15 protein-coding genes are annotated in these 17,771 nt (G+C 65.8%); 5 read left to right on the top strand and 10 right to left on the bottom strand.

The window, feature by feature from the left end; genetic code table 11:
- Positions 1 to 93: 93 nt before the first annotated feature.
- The 3 genes from CLV43_RS37090 (at position 94) to CLV43_RS37080 (ending at position 4,820) form a co-directional block, all read left to right on the top strand.
- The gene (locus CLV43_RS37090) at positions 94 to 2,670 is read left to right on the top strand and encodes a type IV secretory system conjugative DNA transfer family protein (protein ID WP_106193532.1); all 2,577 of its coding nucleotides are present in this window, start codon (positions 94 to 96) and stop codon (positions 2,668 to 2,670) included.
- A gap of 94 nt (positions 2,671 to 2,764) precedes the next feature.
- Positions 2,765 to 3,847 carry a replication-relaxation family protein gene (locus CLV43_RS37085; protein ID WP_106193530.1) on the top strand — a complete coding sequence of 361 codons (1,083 nt, stop codon included), beginning with the start codon at positions 2,765 to 2,767 and terminating at the stop codon, positions 3,845 to 3,847.
- Positions 3,848 to 3,914: 67 nt separating this feature from the next.
- Positions 3,915 to 4,820, top strand: coding sequence for a C40 family peptidase (locus CLV43_RS37080; protein ID WP_106193968.1), 906 nt, complete (start codon positions 3,915 to 3,917; stop codon positions 4,818 to 4,820).
- Positions 4,821 to 5,197: 377 nt separating this feature from the next.
- Here CLV43_RS37080 and CLV43_RS37075 read toward each other — a convergent pair whose 3' ends face one another.
- The 4 genes from CLV43_RS37075 to CLV43_RS50215 form a co-directional block, all read right to left on the bottom strand.
- A complete protein-coding gene (locus tag CLV43_RS37075) occupies positions 5,198 to 5,836 on the bottom strand; it encodes a hypothetical protein (protein WP_211304741.1) in 639 nt (212 codons plus the stop codon).
- A 331-nt stretch (positions 5,837 to 6,167) separates the two neighbouring features.
- The gene (locus tag CLV43_RS37070) at positions 6,168 to 6,848 is read right to left on the bottom strand and encodes a GNAT family N-acetyltransferase (protein ID WP_106193527.1); all 681 of its coding nucleotides are present in this window, start codon (positions 6,846 to 6,848) and stop codon (positions 6,168 to 6,170) included.
- Between the two features lie 76 nt (positions 6,849 to 6,924).
- Complete coding sequence (locus CLV43_RS47345) at positions 6,925 to 7,185, bottom strand: hypothetical protein (RefSeq protein WP_146175048.1); 261 nt, start codon at positions 7,183 to 7,185, stop codon at positions 6,925 to 6,927.
- Between the two features lie 993 nt (positions 7,186 to 8,178).
- Positions 8,179 to 8,304 (bottom strand): hypothetical protein, encoded by a 126-nt coding sequence (locus tag CLV43_RS50215; protein ID WP_281262195.1) that lies wholly within the window; start codon positions 8,302 to 8,304, stop codon positions 8,179 to 8,181.
- Positions 8,305 to 8,412: 108 nt separating this feature from the next.
- On the opposite strand from CLV43_RS50215, the gene CLV43_RS37065 reads away from it, so the two are divergent.
- Together CLV43_RS37065 and CLV43_RS37060 are read left to right on the top strand one after the other, a co-directional pair.
- Entirely contained in the window at positions 8,413 to 10,263 is a 1,851-nt protein-coding gene (locus tag CLV43_RS37065; protein ID WP_146175047.1) for a hypothetical protein, read from the top strand.
- Between the two features lie 642 nt (positions 10,264 to 10,905).
- On the top strand, positions 10,906 to 11,955 hold the full coding sequence (locus tag CLV43_RS37060) for a pentapeptide repeat-containing protein (protein WP_146175046.1): 1,050 nt from the start codon (positions 10,906 to 10,908) through the stop codon (positions 11,953 to 11,955).
- A 12-nt stretch (positions 11,956 to 11,967) separates the two neighbouring features.
- On the opposite strand, the gene CLV43_RS37055 is transcribed toward CLV43_RS37060, so the two are convergent.
- The 6 genes from CLV43_RS37055 to CLV43_RS47340 form a co-directional block, all read right to left on the bottom strand.
- A complete protein-coding gene (locus CLV43_RS37055; RefSeq protein ID WP_106193522.1) occupies positions 11,968 to 12,951 on the bottom strand; it encodes a hypothetical protein in 984 nt (327 codons plus the stop codon).
- A gap of 331 nt (positions 12,952 to 13,282) precedes the next feature.
- Positions 13,283 to 14,149 carry a helix-turn-helix domain-containing protein gene (locus CLV43_RS37050; protein WP_106193521.1) on the bottom strand — a complete coding sequence of 289 codons (867 nt, stop codon included), beginning with the start codon at positions 14,147 to 14,149 and terminating at the stop codon, positions 13,283 to 13,285.
- On the bottom strand, positions 14,146 to 14,370 hold the full coding sequence (locus CLV43_RS37045) for a hypothetical protein (protein WP_106193519.1): 225 nt from the start codon (positions 14,368 to 14,370) through the stop codon (positions 14,146 to 14,148). Before CLV43_RS37045 ends, CLV43_RS37050 begins: the two co-directional genes overlap by 4 nt.
- Positions 14,371 to 15,103: 733 nt before the next feature.
- Entirely contained in the window at positions 15,104 to 15,403 is a 300-nt protein-coding gene (locus CLV43_RS37040; RefSeq protein WP_146175045.1) for a hypothetical protein, read from the bottom strand.
- A 219-nt stretch (positions 15,404 to 15,622) separates the two neighbouring features.
- Positions 15,623 to 16,966, bottom strand: coding sequence for a helix-turn-helix domain-containing protein (locus CLV43_RS37035; RefSeq protein ID WP_106193516.1), 1,344 nt, complete (start codon positions 16,964 to 16,966; stop codon positions 15,623 to 15,625).
- Positions 16,967 to 16,984: 18 nt separating this feature from the next.
- Positions 16,985 to 17,338: a hypothetical protein gene (locus tag CLV43_RS47340; RefSeq protein ID WP_146175044.1), complete on the bottom strand. Its 354-nt coding sequence runs from the start codon at positions 17,336 to 17,338 to the stop codon at positions 16,985 to 16,987.
- Positions 17,339 to 17,771: the final 433 nt, after the last annotated feature.

The raw sequence follows: 17,771 nt of genomic DNA, 5'->3' as shown, positions 1-17,771 counted from the left end.
GTACATCTCCCGTGAAGGGATTCGTTCATGCTGCCCCGACCACTGACCTGGATATCGGCTGGCCTTGACCAGCCACCGCAACCACCTCTCACCATGCCGTCCACGCATTCGTCGACCGCTGTCGCCGCCGGGTGGATGGAGGACTACCTGCGCGACCCCGGCGGTGCCCTGCTCGCATTGCTGACACGGCTGCGGAACCTCGCCCTGGACAGGGGCCCGATCGCGGCGCCGGTCCTCGCGGTGCTCATCACCGGGATCGTGCTCGGCCGACGGTGGTGGGCACGCCGCTGCCACGAACTGCTGCTGGCTGATGCCCGCCAGGTCACCGTGCTCGCCCCGCCCACAGTGGATCCCGCGGGCGGCGCCGCGTTGTGGTCCAACCTCGTCGGCCTGCTCCGCCCTGGGTGGCGGCGGGCGTTCACCGGCCAGCCGCACGTGGCGTGCGAGTACGTGTTCTCCGAAGCCGGGGTCGCGATCCGGCTGTGGGTGCCCGGCGTCATCCCACCCGGCCTGGTCGAACGCGCCGTCGAGGCAGCCTGGCCCGGCGCACACACCCGCGTCGGCCTGGCCGAGCCACCCCTGCCGACTCCGGGCAAGAGTCAGCGACGGCTGGTGGTCGGCGGTGAATTGCGGCTGGCCCGGCCGGAGGCGTTGCCGCTGCGCAGCGCCTTCGACGCCGACCCGATCCGCGCGCTGATCGGCGCGCCGGTCGGACTGGGGCGTGAGGAGTACGCCTGTGTACAGGTGCTGGCCCGGCCGGTCACCGGCCGCCGCGTCCAGCAGGCGCGCCGCGCCGCTCGTCGAGTCCACACCGGAGGCTCGACCCGGCTGGTCGGCCGGCTGCTCGACGCAGTCACCCCCGGCACCGGCAGCCGCTCACGGCGGACGGCTGCAGCGCGGTCGAAGACCGGAGCCTTGTACAGCGACCCGCAGACCTCGCTGGAATATGCCGCACAGAACCGCGCCATCGTCGGCAAGCAGCGTGGCAGCCAGTTCGAGACCGTCATCCGCTACGCCGTAGCGACCCTGCTGCCTGCCGACGCCGACGAGGGCGAAGTTCGCCGGGCGCGGGAGGTCGCTCGCGGCCGGGCGCACGCCTTGGCGGCGTCGTTCGCCTCCTACACAGAGCACAACCACTACACCCGCCACCGCGTCCGCCACCCCGGCGTCGTGGTCGACTCCCGGCGGCTCGGACGTGGCGACCTTTTGTCGGTGCCCGAGCTGGCGGCGATCGCGCACCTGCCCACCGACGAGGCCATCCCCGGCATCCAACGTGCCGGAGCCCGCGCCATCGCCCCGCCGCCAGGGATCGCGGCCCCAGGGCCGGAGGCCAAGCCGCTCGGGGTCAGCGACACCGGCCACCAGCGCCCCGTCGCCCTACGAGTCCCCGACGCGCGACACCACCTGCACGTCATCGGTGCCACCGGTTCCGGCAAGAGCACACTGCTGGGGAACATGATCCTGGCCGACGCCGAGGCCGGACGCGGGATCGTGCTGATCGACCCCAAGGGCGACCTCGTCACCGATGTCCTGTCCCGCCTTCCCAAGTCGGCGGCCGATCAAGTCGTGATCTTCGATGCGGACAGCAAGTCCCGGCCGCCCTGCTTGAATCCGCTCGACGGCGGGGAGACCGACCTGACCGTCGACAACCTCGTCAGTGTCTTCCGCCGGGTCTACTCGGCGTTCTGGGGCCCGCGTACCGACGACGTCATGCGCGCCGCCTGCCTCACCCTGCGCACCCAGGAAGGCGTCGCCACCCTGGCGGACCTGCCCAAGCTGCTCACGGACGAGGCGTTCCGCAGCCGGGTCATCGCCGGGGTCACCGACCCCGTCCTGCGCGGGTTCTGGTCCTGGTACGAGGAACTCACCGACTCCTCCCGCTCCCAGGTCATCAGCCCGCTGATGAACAAGCTCCGCGCGTTCCTGTTGCGGCCCTTCGTCCGTGACGCGATCGCGGGCGGTCACTCTACAGTGGACATGAACGAGGTCTTGGACGGCGGGATCTGTCTGGTGCGCATCCCTAAGGGCTCGTTGGGTGAGGAGACCACCCGGCTGGTCGGGTCGCTGGTGGTCGCCCGCACCTGGCAGGCCACCACTGGACGGGCTCGTACCCCGCAACGGCAGCGGCGGGACGCCTCAATGGTGATCGACGAGTGTCATAACTTCCTCAACTTGCCCTATCCGATCGAGGACATGCTCGCCGAAGCCCGCGGGTTCCGGGTCGCGATGACCCTGGCCCACCAGCACCTCGGCCAACTTCCCCGCGAACTGCGGGAAGGCATGTCCACCAACGCCCGCAGCAAGATCTTCTTCAACGCCAGCCCCGAGGACTCGCGCGAGCTGTCCCGCCACACCGCGCCGCGGCTGTCCGATCACGACCTCGCCCACCTCGGCGTCTACCACGCGGCCGTCCGCCTCGTGCTCAACGGCGAGGAAACCCAGCCGTTCACCATGCTCACCCAACCCCTCCCGGTTGCCGTCCCCGGCCGGGCACGGGAGATCCGCGGCGTGGCGCGCCGCACGGCTCGCACTCGCGCGACCGAGACCGCCACGGGTGGCGTCGGAAACGCCAGCACCCGGCCTTGCGGCACCTCGGGCTCGGCCCGACCTACGAACCGGAGCGAGGCCGTCGCGCGCCCGCGTAGCGCCGACCCCCGCCGCAACGGCTGACCGCACCCCTATTCCGCCCCTTCCGCCTGTCCACCACGCCCCGGCGCACCTCGCGCCGGGGCGGCTTCGCTCTGCCCACTCGGAGGTGCCCACCATGATCACTAACCCCACCCGCCAGCGCGCCCTGCGCGGCCACAAGCCCACCCGGCCCACCCCCCGTGTCGCGAACACCGCCGAGCACCAAGCTGTGCTGGCGTGGCGGCTTACCCCCCGCGACAAGTGGATCGTCCGGATGCTGTGGGAACACAAGGTCCTCACGGCACACCAGATCACCGCTCTGGCCTTTCCCAGCTTCCGCTCCGGCCGGATGCGGCTGCGTGAGCTCTACCTCTGGGGTGTCGTCGACCGCTTCCAGCCTTTCGTCACCCTCGGCACCGCACCCATGCACTACGTCCTGGCGCCCGCCGGCGCGGCCGTGCTCGCCGCCGAGGACGGCCTGGACGTCAAGGAACTCGGCTACCGGCACGACCGGGTCTTCGGCGTCGCGCACAGCTTGCGCCTGGCCCACACCGTCGGCGTCAACGAGTGGTTCACCGCCTTGGTCGACCGAGCCCGCAACCCCCGGTCCGGCGAACAGGGGGAGCTGGTGGCGTGGTGGTCGGAGACCCGTTGCGCGCGCCACTTCGGCGACCTGATCAAACCCGACGGCTACGGCCGCTGGAGGTACCACGACCAGCACGGTGACCGGCAGGTCGAGTGGTTTCTCGAGTACGACTTCGGCACCGAGCCGCTGAACAAGGTCGCCGGGAAACTGGCCGGCTACGCCGCCCTCGCACAAGCCACCGGTATCACCACGCCGTTGCTGGTGTGGCTGCCGACCTTGCGGCGCGAGGCCGCCGCCCGCCAGCTGCTCGCGAAGGTGTGGCGCGAGCTCGACGACCGGCGCTCGGTCCCGGTCGCCACCTCGGCGGCCGAACTGCTCAACCCCGACGCGACCCATCCGAGCCCGGCCGACGAGGTCTGGCTACCGCTGCACGCCGCCGCCGGAGCGTCGAGGCGGGCGCTGTCTGGGCTGCCCGACACCTGGCCGCACGTGCCGCCGCCGGTCACGCCCACCGAGGAAGGTCCGGCGGGAGCGGACTCGCCGCAGCCGATGACGCCACCGCCCTCGCCGATGCCGCCCACCTCGACCAGCCCACGGGCCTCGCGCGGGGCCAGTCGGCCGGGGAGGCGGTGAGAACGTGCTCGCCAAAATCACCATCGGCGCCGCGGCCGTACTGCTGCTCATCCCCATCCTCCTCGGCATGGGCGTGAGTTCGGTGGTGGAGGCGCTGTTCGGCAGCTCGTCGAACACCATCGCCGACTGCACGACACCGATCGCCGACATTCCGCCCGAGTACTGCCTGCTCTACGTCACCGCGGCCCCAGACTGCCCCAGGCTGGACTGGACCGTGCTCGCCGCGATCGGTAAGGTCGAGACCGACCACGGCCGGTCCTCGCTGCCCGGTGTCCATGAGGGCGAGAACTACGCCGGGGCCGGCGGGCCGATGCAGTTCCTCGCGCCGACCTTCAACGGTGTCATCGCCGCACACCAGATCCCGCCCGGCGGCGCCTCGCCGCCCTCTCGGTACAACCCGCACGACGCCATCCACGCCGCAACCTTCATGTTGTGCGACAACGGAGTACGTCGAGGCGACCTACGGGCGGCGATCTTCTCCTACAACCACGCCGACTGGTACGTCGACATGGTCCTCGAGCAGGCCGCCGAATACGCCGAGGCCGCCGCCAGCAGCGTCGGCAACGGCGATTGCAACGCCATCCAGGCCCCCAATGCCATCGCCCTGGCTGCGATCAACTACGCCTGCGGGCAACGCGGGCTGCCCTACATATGGGGCGGCAACGGGCCAGCGGGAGGCGATGCGGGGTTCGACTGCTCCGGGCTCACAAAAGCCGCCTACGACGCCGCCGGGGTGAGCCTGCCGCGCACCGCGCAGACCCAGTTCGACGCAGGCTCGCGCGTCCCGGCCGGTCAGCCACTGTTGCCGGGAGACCTCGTCTTCTACGGCACACCCGGCAACATCCACCACGTCGGCCTCTACATCGGCGGCGGGTTGATGATCAACGCGCCGACCTTCGGGCAGCCAGTGCAGATCGCGAACTACCGGTACAACGGCGACGACTACGCCGGATCGACCCGCCCGGCGGAATAGAATGACGATGGATTCGGCGAATCTATTTGAGTCGATTGTCGCCGATCGCCACCACCTGTGGTTCGCGTCTTTACTTGCAGCAGAATAGATAAGCTACGATTCAACGAGTTTGAACGCTGAGCAGCACAGCATGGTCGTCGCACACGTCAACCCGTACGGCACCTACGAGTTCCCGGTCGCGGCCGAGTTCGCACGGCAGGGTTCCGTCCGCTCCGCGACGGGCCAACGAGTAGAACCTCGGTAACATCGATGTCCCGGACATCAATGTCCCATTGGTGCATCGAGATGTAACTCGCCCAGCACTGAGCGAATTCCTGCCGCTTGACAGCCACGCGGCCGAGGCGTGCAAACGCGCGATCATAAAGCTCCTGCATGTGCTATGCCGACTTCTCGAGAAGTCGGCGCAGTCTTTTGGCTCCCGCGTCGGAAACGCCCTGTGATATGACGTAGGATGCTGCTTGTTCTGGTGTGAGTCGGCCGGACTGGACATGGGTTTCGAGGTGAGAACTGGCGTGCTGTTTTTCATGCGGCCCGGTCCAACCATTATTGCCGCCGAAGAACACCGCGTGATCGAGGTCGGCTTTGACGTCCGCCGGAATGCCACTGGTACTCGTGGTGCCGTCGAGCAGGTTAATGGCTCCCGCGCCTGCCGCCCACTCGGCAATCGAGAAGCCTACCGCTTCCACTATCGCAAGGGAGTAGCCGTGGGCGAGATCGAGAGCGAACTTCAGCGTCCGGGCATCCGGCACGTAGACCAATACTGGACCGCGATCAAACCGTTGCTTACCCTGCGGTGTGGCCTGACCGCCACGACGAGCCATCTCGTCTAGGCATCCGATGCCCACACCATTCTGGAAGGTATTAGTCACCAGGAGGGGCGTTACTTTTTCGATCTCACTACGCCCCCAGATCCAGTTCGCAGCGAGGTCGGCGGCATCCGACCAGGCACGCTCCGGGTCGTCGTCGGGCACCCATGCTGCCGCTTGCAGGTACGTCGAAGGGTGTAGTTCGACCACTGAGCATCACCTTTTCGATCCTCGGCTTATTGCCATCAGCTTCTCACATGCCACCGACATTGCTGGAGATAACGGACATGTATAAGTTCGACTACGTCTCGCAGCAGGTTGAAGGGACTCGGCAGTCGGTCACCGCGTGGCATCCCATCGACCAGCGAGTGCTGATCAGGGTCAGTAACGCCGATCGCTATCTTCCGCCTGCGCTACGCGAGGCCGCTACGGCCTGCCTATCGAGCAGGACAGCAACGCGTGATCGAACGACTCGCCGTTGACGAATGATGGTCATGCCAGCCACCACAACAGGGTCCTTAAGGAAACCGCAATGGCCGGATCAGCAGCGCTTCAGCAACGCGGCACCGGCACTGGTGAGGGGCTCCTCGATGGTGGTGATGGTGAACCGTGACCGTGCCTCGGCCAGCAAACGGCGGGCGATTCCGCGACGCTGCCAGGCCGTCGCGGTCCAGATGTGACCGATCGACTCATAGATCCCGTCCTCGTCGCGGTCATAGACCACCAAGAAGCCGACGAGCCGTCCGCCGTAGAACCACGGTCCGTCCTCTCCGCCGCTGGCGGACATCGGTGCCAGCATCACCAACCACACGCCCGCTTCACCGGGGGCGAAATCCCATCCGCACAGTCGCTTGTACGCCAGAGCCGCACGGTTGAGCGGGCTGTCGTACCACGTCCGGGCCGGGCCGGTGAACACATCATCGCCGAGCCGGACGTCACCGAAGGTGTGGAAGTCGTCGTCGAGGTCTACGCCCGACATCATCAGGTCGAAGTCGAAGTCGTCTCCTGGGGGCGGTGCCTGCCAGGACACCGCCGGGCCGAGTTGACCGATGATCACCAGATCGGCCCGGTCGACCAGAAACCCGAACTGGGAGAGGATCTCCGGCAGCGACGACTCCTCCTCGGCGGTGACGCAGCCAGGGACGAGAGCCGACAGCGCCCGATAGGCTGTGCGACAGGCCTTCTCGATCTCCGGTACCTCCGGGAAACCGGCGCCGGTCACAGTCCTGCTCCACCGGTGCGCTCATGCGCAAGCGCCGTGGTCGCCCGGCGATTATCAAGTCGACTGCTCGCCATGATCATCGTGGCGGCGTGCTCGCCGCGGGCGCGTCATCGGCGGGACGAAGCGGTGGCCACGCGTCCGGGTTCTCCAGGACACATGTGGTGATCAGGTAGAGCGCCGCCGGACCGTGCTGCGACTGGACGAACGCATCCGCGACGCCGGTAGCGGGCCGGAGGCCATGCTCGCGCAGCTGCTTCTCCATCCATAAAAACGACGGCGCGGTACCGCTGGCGAAACACGGAGCACCGTTCGGCGCCCATCCCATCGGTTGGCTCATGCCTGCTCCTTGAACAGCGATCCGACTGCGGGCGAGTACGCCCCGATGATCAACACTACCTGTTCGCTGCTGCGGTTGACTCCGAGTTGGCTGTCATCCCATCCGTGAACGACCTCTACCTCCTCATCGAATAGGTCTGATCCAACGCCAAGCCCTCACACATAACCCGGCTCCGACTTTAAGGAGTTGGGCATTACCGCAGCTCAGAGGCCAATCCATCCGCATTCGTCCATCCCAATGCCAGTAAGTTAAGGCCTTTCAAGATCAACATGCAGGCAGGCGGCCTGCGTATCGCGACATCAGAAGATCAACTTGGATTCTTAACTTATCGGCATTGTCGTCCATCCGATGCAACGGCAACCCGAGCTCAACGAGGCGAAGAAGTGGACCAACCAGGACGTCAGTGCTGAGGCGACATTACCGACACTCCAGAAGCAAGATGCGGACCAGATCTACTGACAATGAGTGTCGCCTACCTGGTGACACTAGATGCCGCATCGCAGGTCAGCGAGGTGCCGCCTCACACCAGTCGTCGGACGGAGGCCAGGTACGCGTCATACCCCAGAGTTTATGAAAAAGGGCGGTCGGCGACTTGTTGAACACACCGATTTCTCAACACCTTTTGCAACACTTCGCCCCCCGCCGGACGGGTTTCGGACCTGCAATTGTGGATCATGTCGAGAAACGATTGATTTATAACATGTACCACTGTTTGGACACCGGCTGTACCCGCCCCGATGGTGGCCATCCGACCGAGCTCTGCTGCCGAGGCCCCCGCCACCACGCTCTACCCACCCGTAGCGCGTCCACCATGAGACTGACCAGATACTTCCGAGTTTCGGTCTACCCGGAAGCCTGGAAGGTTGTCCGGAGTGCAGGTGAGGGTGCTGCTGTTCGGGTGAAGATTCGGCGCAGAGCTAACCCCGTTCAGGGCTGGCGCGATAGCGGAATGAAGAGCCGGAGATCGTCTTGAACGATCCCCGGCCCTCACTGTCAGAACAGGTCGAGCAGGTACTCGGCGACGGCGCGCACCACACCGGCGCAGGTACCGCGCACGGCCGCGGCCATGAGAACGAGGCGGGCCCGTCGGCTGCCGCGACGGGGGTTGGTGCTGGTCATGGGTATCTCCTGGCGGTGGTGTGGACAATGGTGCGAGCCGGCTCATGTCCCACGCTGTCAAGGAAGACGCAGCATCTCTGACAGGATCCTGGCCAATATGTGATCGGAGTGAGCGTGCAGCTGGACCATGTCGTCGAAGTGCTCGAACACATCCGGACAAAGGGCGTGCCTCACCTGGGCGACGACGATGCCCGGATCGCTCCGTTGTTGCTGCTGGCGGACACTGCGAACCTCGTCGTCGGTGCCCGTCCGCGCGCCAGCAAAGTGGTCAGCGCGCTACTGCAGGGCGCCATCGACTTCGAACCGGTCACCGAGCGCTACACCGACGCCGAGAGAAAGGCATTGATCATCGCGTTGGGTGCATCGGGAACGCCTACCGACAAAGCCAATCTCACCGCGCGTGAGACGGCTGCGGCAGGCGTGCTGGGCATCAGCCACAGCAAATATCGCAAGTCGCAGGATAGACGTCAGCGCTTCATCGATGTAGCGGAAGCAGTTCTCGCGCTCGTGGAGAAGCGTCGGCGCATGCTCGTCGCTGTTCCAGCCGAGGCGGAACCATTCGTATCCCGCCCGCGATTGGAGGGCCGGTTTCGGGAACTGGTGAATGCCCGAAAGCCGGTGATCGCCTTCGCTGGCCTGCCGAGCGTCGGCAAGCGGACGCTGGCACGGCGGCTCACCGAAAAATACCGGGCTGCCGGTTCATCGGTCGTGCGACTCATCGGCTCAAGCCAGGAGGCGCTCCAGCAATCGATCATCACCGAACTGCTGCGACTGTCCATTCAGGACATCAACTATCACGTGCCGACGCACTCACTGCGGGAACTGATGCTCTCGCCGAACAATCCCCGGTTCGTGGTGATCGAGGACGCGGTGGACACCGAACTCGCACGGTTCCTGACCCAGACCAAGACCGACACGACAGTCGTGCTGACCACCACACGCCGCCTGCGCGATGTCGACCACGTCGAGGTCGGTGAGCTGGAGCCGGCCGAGTCGGCTGCCTTACTGTCACTGGTGCTCCCGGACATCACGCCTGCAGACGCTGCCTCTCTCGCCCATGACCTGGGACACCACCCGTTGGCTTTGCTCGTTGCCGCCGCCCTGATCGCCGAGGACCAGGCCGATGTCAGCGAGTTCCGCCGCGATCTGGGTCGCACCATCGCGGGACTTCTCGACACGGCGGACGGATTCCCGTCGCTGACAGGTCTGTATCGGACGGCGATCGATCGCCTCAGTTCGGACGCCCGCGAGGTGCTGGAGCTGCTGGTATATCTCGACCCGAGCCCCATTCCCACCGCGTTCGTGGTGCAGGCCATCGCCAACCACCGAGGTCTCCAGGACGCCAACGTCGCCCACGTGCGAATTCTTGCACGCTCGGCTCTGCGCACATTGATGGACCACTACCTGGTCAGAATCGAAAACGACCAGCTCACAGTGCCCGCAGTTCTTACCAGAACGCTCGTGGTCGACAGCACCCATGATCGCGGCGCACATACGGCTGAGCGGTCCCGCGCGAGTGTGCTCGCACTCGTTCGTCTTCTGCGTGAAGACCGTCCCGACATCCCGCTGCTGGATTTCGTGCAGATGTGCGGCCCGCTCGTCACTCATATCAGAGCGACGCTTCTAGATCCATGGAAGAGCAGCGGTAGCTTTGCGGAGCACCTCTACTACGTCGGCCAAGCTCTCCACTTCTTCCTCATCGCGGCAGGTGAGAAGCCATGGCGGCTGGGCGTGGCCGCGCTGCAGACCTCGGAGTCCGCCTTCTCGATAATCTTTTTCCCGATTCCAGCAGAGGGGGACGACGTGCAGAACCTCCGCCTGAGGGTCCAGTACTGCGATCCCGACCTTATGGAATTCGAGCGGACCGTGCAGAACTGGCGTGACCACAAGCGCATGCAGATTCTAATGATCAGCAAGACCCTTGATATCAGCGAGATCCTGGGCGACCCCGTCAGCTAGCGCCCCCTCTCTATAGGCAGTTGACCAAGAAATATGACATTGTCGTGCTGCAGTTGGTCGTGATGGGGTGACGGATCAGGCCTCGTCGCGGTGGGCCGCTCCACGACGACCGGCCGAAGCCTTGAGATGTTGGCCCGGCCCAAGCGGTGCTCGTCGCTCGTTCCGGTCGTGGCTCGAACTCGACTTCGTTCGGTCATCGGGCGGAACAATCTCACCCGTCAGGGCACACGTAGCGCGTCAACCCTAGCCCGTGCTGGTGGACCCTGATCTCATGACCGAAACCCGCCCCGTAAAGCCGTCGTATATCTGACACTGATGGCTATCGGCTTCGTTGCCATGCCATTCACTTTGTCCGACAGTTCCAGCCCAGAGACGAAGAGCACTGCCGTCTCGACCTCGTCAACAGCAGATTCTGCCCGCTTCGGGCACGAAGTCATCCGAATCGTCACCGGCCGCTGCCCCGGAGGAGACCCGGATCCATCTGGCAAACGGAATCGAACTCATGGCGGAGAATTTCCCGGATTTCAGACCACTTGGTCCTTGTCGTGGCGACATCCCGAAGCTCCGATCGGTTCGACGATGGACGCTGGTCATGCTCATCTAAGGTGTAGCGCTGGGCATGGGGCAGGCGATCGTACGAACATGGTCGACTCCGAGAACACCTCTATAGTCCCGACTTTATCGAGTCCGGTGGCGCGGGCGCCGTTGCCGCGGTGGACGGTGCCGGTGGTCGCCGTGCTGGTGCTGGGCGCTGCCGCGGTCGCGTCGGCGCTGTTGTGGCGGTGGGTGGACGGGTTGGCGTTCGTCGACTCGGATAAGAAGGCCGCCGCGTACTTGGACGTGCTCAAGCTCGCCGCGTCGATCGCGGTCGGTGGCGGCGGGTTGTTCGCGCTCTACCTGGCCGCCCGGCGCCAGCGCACCCAAGAGTTGGAGCTCGAGGAGCGCAAACGCGAACTGGAGCAGCGGGAACGCGTCCAGGCGCATGCGGTCGACGTCCAGGCGCACGCGGTGCGGGTCGCGGAGATCAACCGGTTGCACGCCGAGCGGGTGGCCGAGGCCACCGAGCGGGACGCGGCCGCGCGGCGGGTGACCGACCTGTTCGCCAGAGCGGTGGAGCAGCTCGGGTCGGACAAGGCCGCGGTCCGGTTGGGTGGCCTGTACGCGCTGGAACGGTTGGCCCAGGACAACCTCGACCAGCGGCCGACCGTGGTCCGCGTGTTCTGCGCCTACCTGCGGATGCCGTTCGAACTCCCCGGCGACCCGCCGCAGCCGGAGACCGGGCCGGAGTACGAGGCGGCGGTGGTCGTGTACCGCGAGCGGGTCCAGGAACGTGAGGTCCGGGTCGCCGCCCAACGCATCCTGGGAGACCACCTGCGACCAGGTGACGGCTCCCAGCCTGTGGCCGCGTTCTGGCCCGACACCGACCTTGACCTCACCGGCGCCCACCTGATCGACTTCGACTTGAACCACTGCATCACCCGGACGGCCCGGTTCAGCTCGGCGACGTTCGCCGGCGACGCCAACTTCAGGTCGGCGACGTTCGCCAGCGTCGCCTACTTCGGCTGGGCGGCGTTCACCGACAACGCCTACTTCAGCTCGGCGACGTTCACCGACAACGCCAACTTCGAGTCTGTGCGGTTCGACCGTGGTGTACCGCCAGAGTTGCAGCGGTTCCTCCCCGCTGTCGAGTGACTGTGATGGCGGTTAGCCGTTCTGCTTACGCAGTTCCGTCGGCAAGGCGGCGGTGACGACTTCGCTGAGTATGGTCAGTGCCGAGGAGATGGCGAGGTGTCGGGCGCCGTCGACCGGGGCCAGCGGCGTGTCGCCCTGCCAGCGGATCCAACCTTCCGGTTCCGGGTCGCGGTGCCTGGCCGGACTCATCTCGACCGTCATCCGGGTCCGGCCGTCGGGCAGCACCAGGGTCAGGGTCGCGGCTTCGACGTGGGCGGCGATACCCAGATGAGTCTCGGCTGCCGCGCGGCCGTCGGTGAAGGCTGCGAGGTCGACGTCTTCGGTTTCGCCAGCCCATTGCTGGTGGGCGTGGTGGCGGATGGTGTCGGCGTAGGCGGCCAAGCCGTGCAATTGTTCGGCGCGGTCGATGTCTGCGGACGGGTTCGGGTCGAGCAGGTCGACCAGCGAGCTGATGATCTGGTGGGTCAGCCAGGCGATCGAGGTTAGCGGCGGGGTGTCCGGGCCGAGCGTCGCGGGCCGCAGCACGGAGTTCATCCGCGTAGCCAGGTCCACCAGGTGCTCGTGGCGCAACGGGACGTGCCTGTCGATGGTCGGCGGGGCGGCGCGGCCGCCGCCGAGGAGGTCGCGGACTCGGTCGACGTCGTCAGGGTCGATGGCCTTACGGACGGTGGAGTAGGGCATGCCCGCGGCGGCCGCGAGAGCGTCCCAGGTGTAGTCCGGGCGGGTGCCGGTGCAGTGCCGGCCGTAGGCGAGCAGGTCGCGGATGCGGCGGTCGTTGACATCGCGGTGCCGTGCCGCGGCGCGCAGGACCACCAGCAGCGAGTCCTCGCCGGTGTCGTCGGTCATCGCGCGCAGGTTGTCGGCGTACTCCCGGCGGCGGTCGGCGATGTCGTCGCGGGCGTCGTCGAGCAGTTCGGGCGGATCGACCTCGCCGGGGAGAGGGACGGGGTGGACGAGCAGAGCCAGGTCGTCGATGCGGTCGCGCGGAGGAAGCATGGAGCCAGCATGACTAGAAAAAGCCAAATCGGCTACTAGTAGCGGTTTCCGTCTTTAATAGTCTTTCGAAACACTTAGGGCGAATCCAAGTACTCTTGGTTGGATCGGCTCGCCCTGTCCGGTCTGGTCTGCACGTCGCTCCTGAAAGTGATTTTCGAGACTGTATCGTTTCACTTCCGGTAGGGGTCACTTATCGAAAGTCAAATCAAACATATGTTCGATTTTTGATATGGCAAGACTGTGGATAACCCATCGAAACGCTTTGGGGGCGCCGTCAACCTTTACCAACGCCCCCAAAGCATCCGATCTAGATCAATGACGGATGCAGGTCTCACTCATCGCACTGGGAGAAGCTGACCCGTCCTTCGGGGTCCACGGTCCGATCCAGGTATCCGAATGACCCGTTCGAGCGTTCGTACCGCTCCAACGTCCTGACCGTCCCGTCGGACAGCGTGTGCTGCTCTACGACCATGACCTTCGGCTTGGTCCAAGAGCGGTACACGGCCGTCATCCCTGCCGCGACGGAGATCACGACGGGAAGGGCGATGATGCCTCTCTCGGACATTTCGGACATCACCATCATCATCACACTCAGCAGTATCGGCACCAAGATGAAGAACATCGGGAGCAATTGGGTCGGGAGGCTCCTCTTCATGAGCTTCATGGCGCGCCGTTTCTTGAGCATGGGGCGAACCACATGCTGATCAGAGGGTGGTTCGACGGCTTGGTCGACACCGACGGCGTCGGTGTCCGCTGCGGCAATCTTGGGCAGTTCGCGGAGTTCGATCCACAACCGGGACACCCGCTCCACCTCGGTCGGAGCGAGGCCGCACGCCGCCGCCAACATCCGTACCTGCACCATCTTCGTCGGTAGCGTGGTGGTCTTGGGGCTGAGCAGGTGGTACACCGTGGACTGTGGGATGCCGGAGCGCTCGGCGATCCGCTTGCGGTTCACGCCCGACCGCTTGAGCAGTTCCCGTAGCAGGTTCAGGAACTCCGAGACGCTGGTCGCCTGCAACTCCGAGGCGTGGATTGGCACCGCCGGGATGTACCTGCCTGGGCTGGCGTTGCGTAAATGGGCCACCCCGATCGTCCCAGCCTGGACGACCGGGGGGTCGTTCTTGATTACGGCAGGCCGCTGCGTGCTGGCACGCGGGGTGGTGGATTTCTGCGGCCGCACCACGCTGACCCTGGTCATGGCGTGCCTCGGCCGTCGTTGCCGCCCTGCTGGAAGAACGCGAGGACATCGCGGTACATCGTGTTCGTGGCCCTGCCGATCCCGATTGCGCCCAGGATGGCGATCACGACCGCCACGGGCAGCCCGAACGCGAGGAGCACGTTCACGTGCCCGACCAGCGTCATCACGGCGCCCAGGCCGAGTACTAGACCGATCAGCCACACGACCTGGGTGGTCAGCATCGGTGTCTTACCCGACGACCGGGCAGGCGGTGCGGGAACTGGGACCAAACCTCGAACGGCCATTGCGGTCTCCGTCACTGCGAGAGCGGGTGGGACGGTCCACGAGCTCGACCGTCCCACCCGCTGGCTGCGGCTGCTGCATCGGCGATGCAGGAGGCGGAACACTCGCGTCGGGCAGTTGACGCTGCCGTCGGCAAGTGGCGTTACGACCTCTAAAGCGTGACGCCACCCCTCATCATTGCCTGGGCAAAACGATTGGTCCACAGTCCAAACACAATTTTTTAGGTTCCGCGAGCAGGTGCGCGGAACCTACTTCTCCAAAATCTTACAAGTTATTCCAAAAAGATCCTAAATTATTCTAATAGCTCGGATTCCGTGAAGCTTGACAGGCGCCTGCCAAGTGCCTCGATCGAGCCTAAGTCGCAGGTGAGAGAGTTACAACGGATTCCAAGATTCCAAAACTGTTGCCTGCCAGGGGATACGCTGATTAGCTCGTCATCACCAGCTCGGAGGTCAGGAAACTGTCCACGCTGGGACCCACGGCATCACTGCATGGCTGCGGCGAAGCGCGGGTTGACGGTTCCCCTGTTGACGCAGGCACCGTCTCGCGAGAAGCGACGTCGTGCCCTCCCCGAACTTCGGGCGAGGGCACGACGCGTAGTAGCGAACTTTCGAGCACCGCTTGGTCCAAGCTGTCATCGTGAGATGCGTGCGGTAGCTGCCAGAACTGCTGCTACCAGATGCAGCCCAACGGTGCGTCGACGCAGACGTGCTGGGTGACGCCGCGGCCGAACGTCGGCCGGTCGACGCCAAAGCCGGTCTGATACTCCTTGGTCGGGCCGCCCAGCACACCCTTGCAGCCGACCTTGATGGTCAACCAAGTGCCGTCCTTGGACACGTTGGTCAGGTTGACCTGGTAGGACTTGATCTTGATGAGCTTAAGGAATGCGCCCGGCACCAGCCGTTGACCGACGTCCACTTCGACGTGTCGGCCCAGCCGTGCTCGCCGTTGGAGGCCTCGTACCACACCCACGTCGCTTCCTGCGCGCCACCGCAGTCTAGGTGGCCGCTGACGTTGACCTTGGGGTCGTTCCAGGTCGCATGGGCCGGGGTGGCCGTGAAGAGCGTCCCTGCGATCAGGGCGATCCCGGTGACGAAGACCTTTGTTGCTCGCATGGTTCCTCCTGTTTTTGGGTGTGCTGAACTACCGGACGCAGGACAGCCGCGCCCGTGACCAGTGGATGGTCGATCTCTAGCGGGGACGGGCTCCGTCGAAAGCCTGCTTCATGACCGCGAAGTAGCGGCCGAGGGCGGCGGAGCCCAGGTCGACGTTGATCAGCCCCCAGCCCACCTGGACATCTACTGCCCGCGGGTGGACGCCGACGCCCGCCCGCACCTCCCAGCCCGGTGGCAGGTCTACCCGTAGCGGGGGTTGTGCCGGTTCCGCGCGCCGAGTCGTCACCACAACGCTATGGCAAAGGGTCAGCTTCTTGCGCCAAGGACTCCACAAGAGCGTGGCGTTGTTGTCCTCCGTCTGCCCTGTGCGCAGGAACTGCACCCACACCGGCCCGATCCAGTAGGTCGGGAAGGTGATCGCAGTGAGCCGCCCGGTGGCTTGGACGTCGGTGACCTCGACCGTGCACGTCCGACCATCGGCGCCGAGCACGGCGTCAAGGCGCTCCACCAGCTGTGGAACGCGCGGTGTCGAGCCGTGCTCGAGCCGGTGAACGTGGTCTTTCGTGACCGGCGGCAGGGACGCGTCCAGCTTGGTGGCGAGTTCGGCGATGTCCTGCAAACTCAGGCCGCGGGCATCCCTCAGCCGGCGGTACGGCTCGCCACCCCAGTGACGCGGCACCTCGTCCAGCGACGCGGGCATGGAGCTGACATCGGTCTTCATGGACACCACCGCCCTCGCGGCGGACACGAGAGCAGTCCGGGCCCGTTCGACCTGATCGCCGAGGCGCTCCTTCAGAGCGGCAAACCAGGTCGGCATGCCCTTGTACTTCGTATACGGCAACCACGATTTCCCGGCCATCACGAGCGCGTAGTCGGGGGTGTCACGAGGGCCGATCACCGCGATGTCGATCGCGTTCACGACCGGCGCGCCGATGTCGGGTGGCAGGACCCCCTTGCCGAAATCGGCCCAGCCCTCGCCCTCGATCTGCACGTGCACCGGCGGGTTGGGGGCGAACGCGTGCGCTTGTAAGAAAACTCCAGCTCCGGGCTGGACTTTTTGCTCCGCCCGGAACGGCCCGGCATCGACGTACACGATGCGGTGCTTGTCGCCCTTCACGCGCACCCACGCCCAGCACGGTCCGGACTCGCCCTGGAAGTTGTGGTACCACTGCCCTCCAGAGGGCAATGCGTCGGGCGTGCGCAAGGCAAGGTACAGGTCGCGCAGCACACCGCCTGCACCGTAGAGCTCATCCAAGGCCTTCAACTGGTGCTGGTCGGGACCATCCGTACGACCATTTTCCCAATTGAAGATGGTCGTACGGCCCACCCCTAGCTTCGTCGCCACCGCTTCCGGTGCGAATCCCGCGCGGGTCCGGAAATCCTGCAGCAACCCCGGCCTGCTGCCCAACTGGTCAGCCATGTCCCTGCCCCGTCCGTCTCATCGCTCTGTGGTGATCCACCTTGCGAGACGGCGCTTGAAGTGGGCAACTGCGGCCGGTCGAAGTGCGACAAAAGCTGAATACGACCAGGAAACTGGTGACAGCCGGAGTCGCGGCGAGCGGCGTCGGCAAGGGTGCCACAGCCGAGTCGCGGCCGCGAGGTCGTCGGCCGCGCAGCGCACCGCGTCGGCCACGTGCCGCTGATGTCCATCGGCCCGGTCGGCGGGCCAGCACAGCTCGAGCACCGCGGTAAACTGCGCGGCCTGCTCCACGGCCACGTGCCGGTGGACCGGGTCGTCGAGGTCGAGGCAGTCCAGCAATCCGGTCGCGGTGATCATGTGCCGTTGAGCCATCGCCCATAGCGTGTCGCCGCCCCGCGTCAGCCTGGTCGAGTCTGGCGCCGACGTCGACGGCCCCTCTGCTGGTTGGGCCCGCCTCGTCGGTGAGGATGTCCTGGGTCGCGCGCCACCAATCGACCAGCTCGGGCAGCGTCAGGTCGTGGGCCAACTGCCCGGTTGTCCGCGCGGGCACGGGGAGAGGGAGCGTGCCCGTCCTCACCGACAGCGACCGCGCCCGCCGGTTACCAATAACCAGCCGACCCCGAGGGTGGGAGTGGCCCAGGACCCAAGCGTCTACTCGGTCGCCGCTGGCGGGTGGCTGGGACGCACTCCCCTCTCGGGATTCGTGAACAGGTCCTAGTAGGGCTTCGTTAGGTGCTGTCGACCTGGGGTTTCTGTGGGTTGGTTGTGGCCTGGGCGGGTTGTCGACAGGTGTGGCAGACGCCGG

This window comes from Umezawaea tangerina (genome assembly GCF_003002815.1).
Classification (GTDB): domain Bacteria; phylum Actinomycetota; class Actinomycetes; order Mycobacteriales; family Pseudonocardiaceae; genus Umezawaea; species Umezawaea tangerina.
This window is presented reverse-complemented; position numbering and strand designations above follow the sequence as displayed.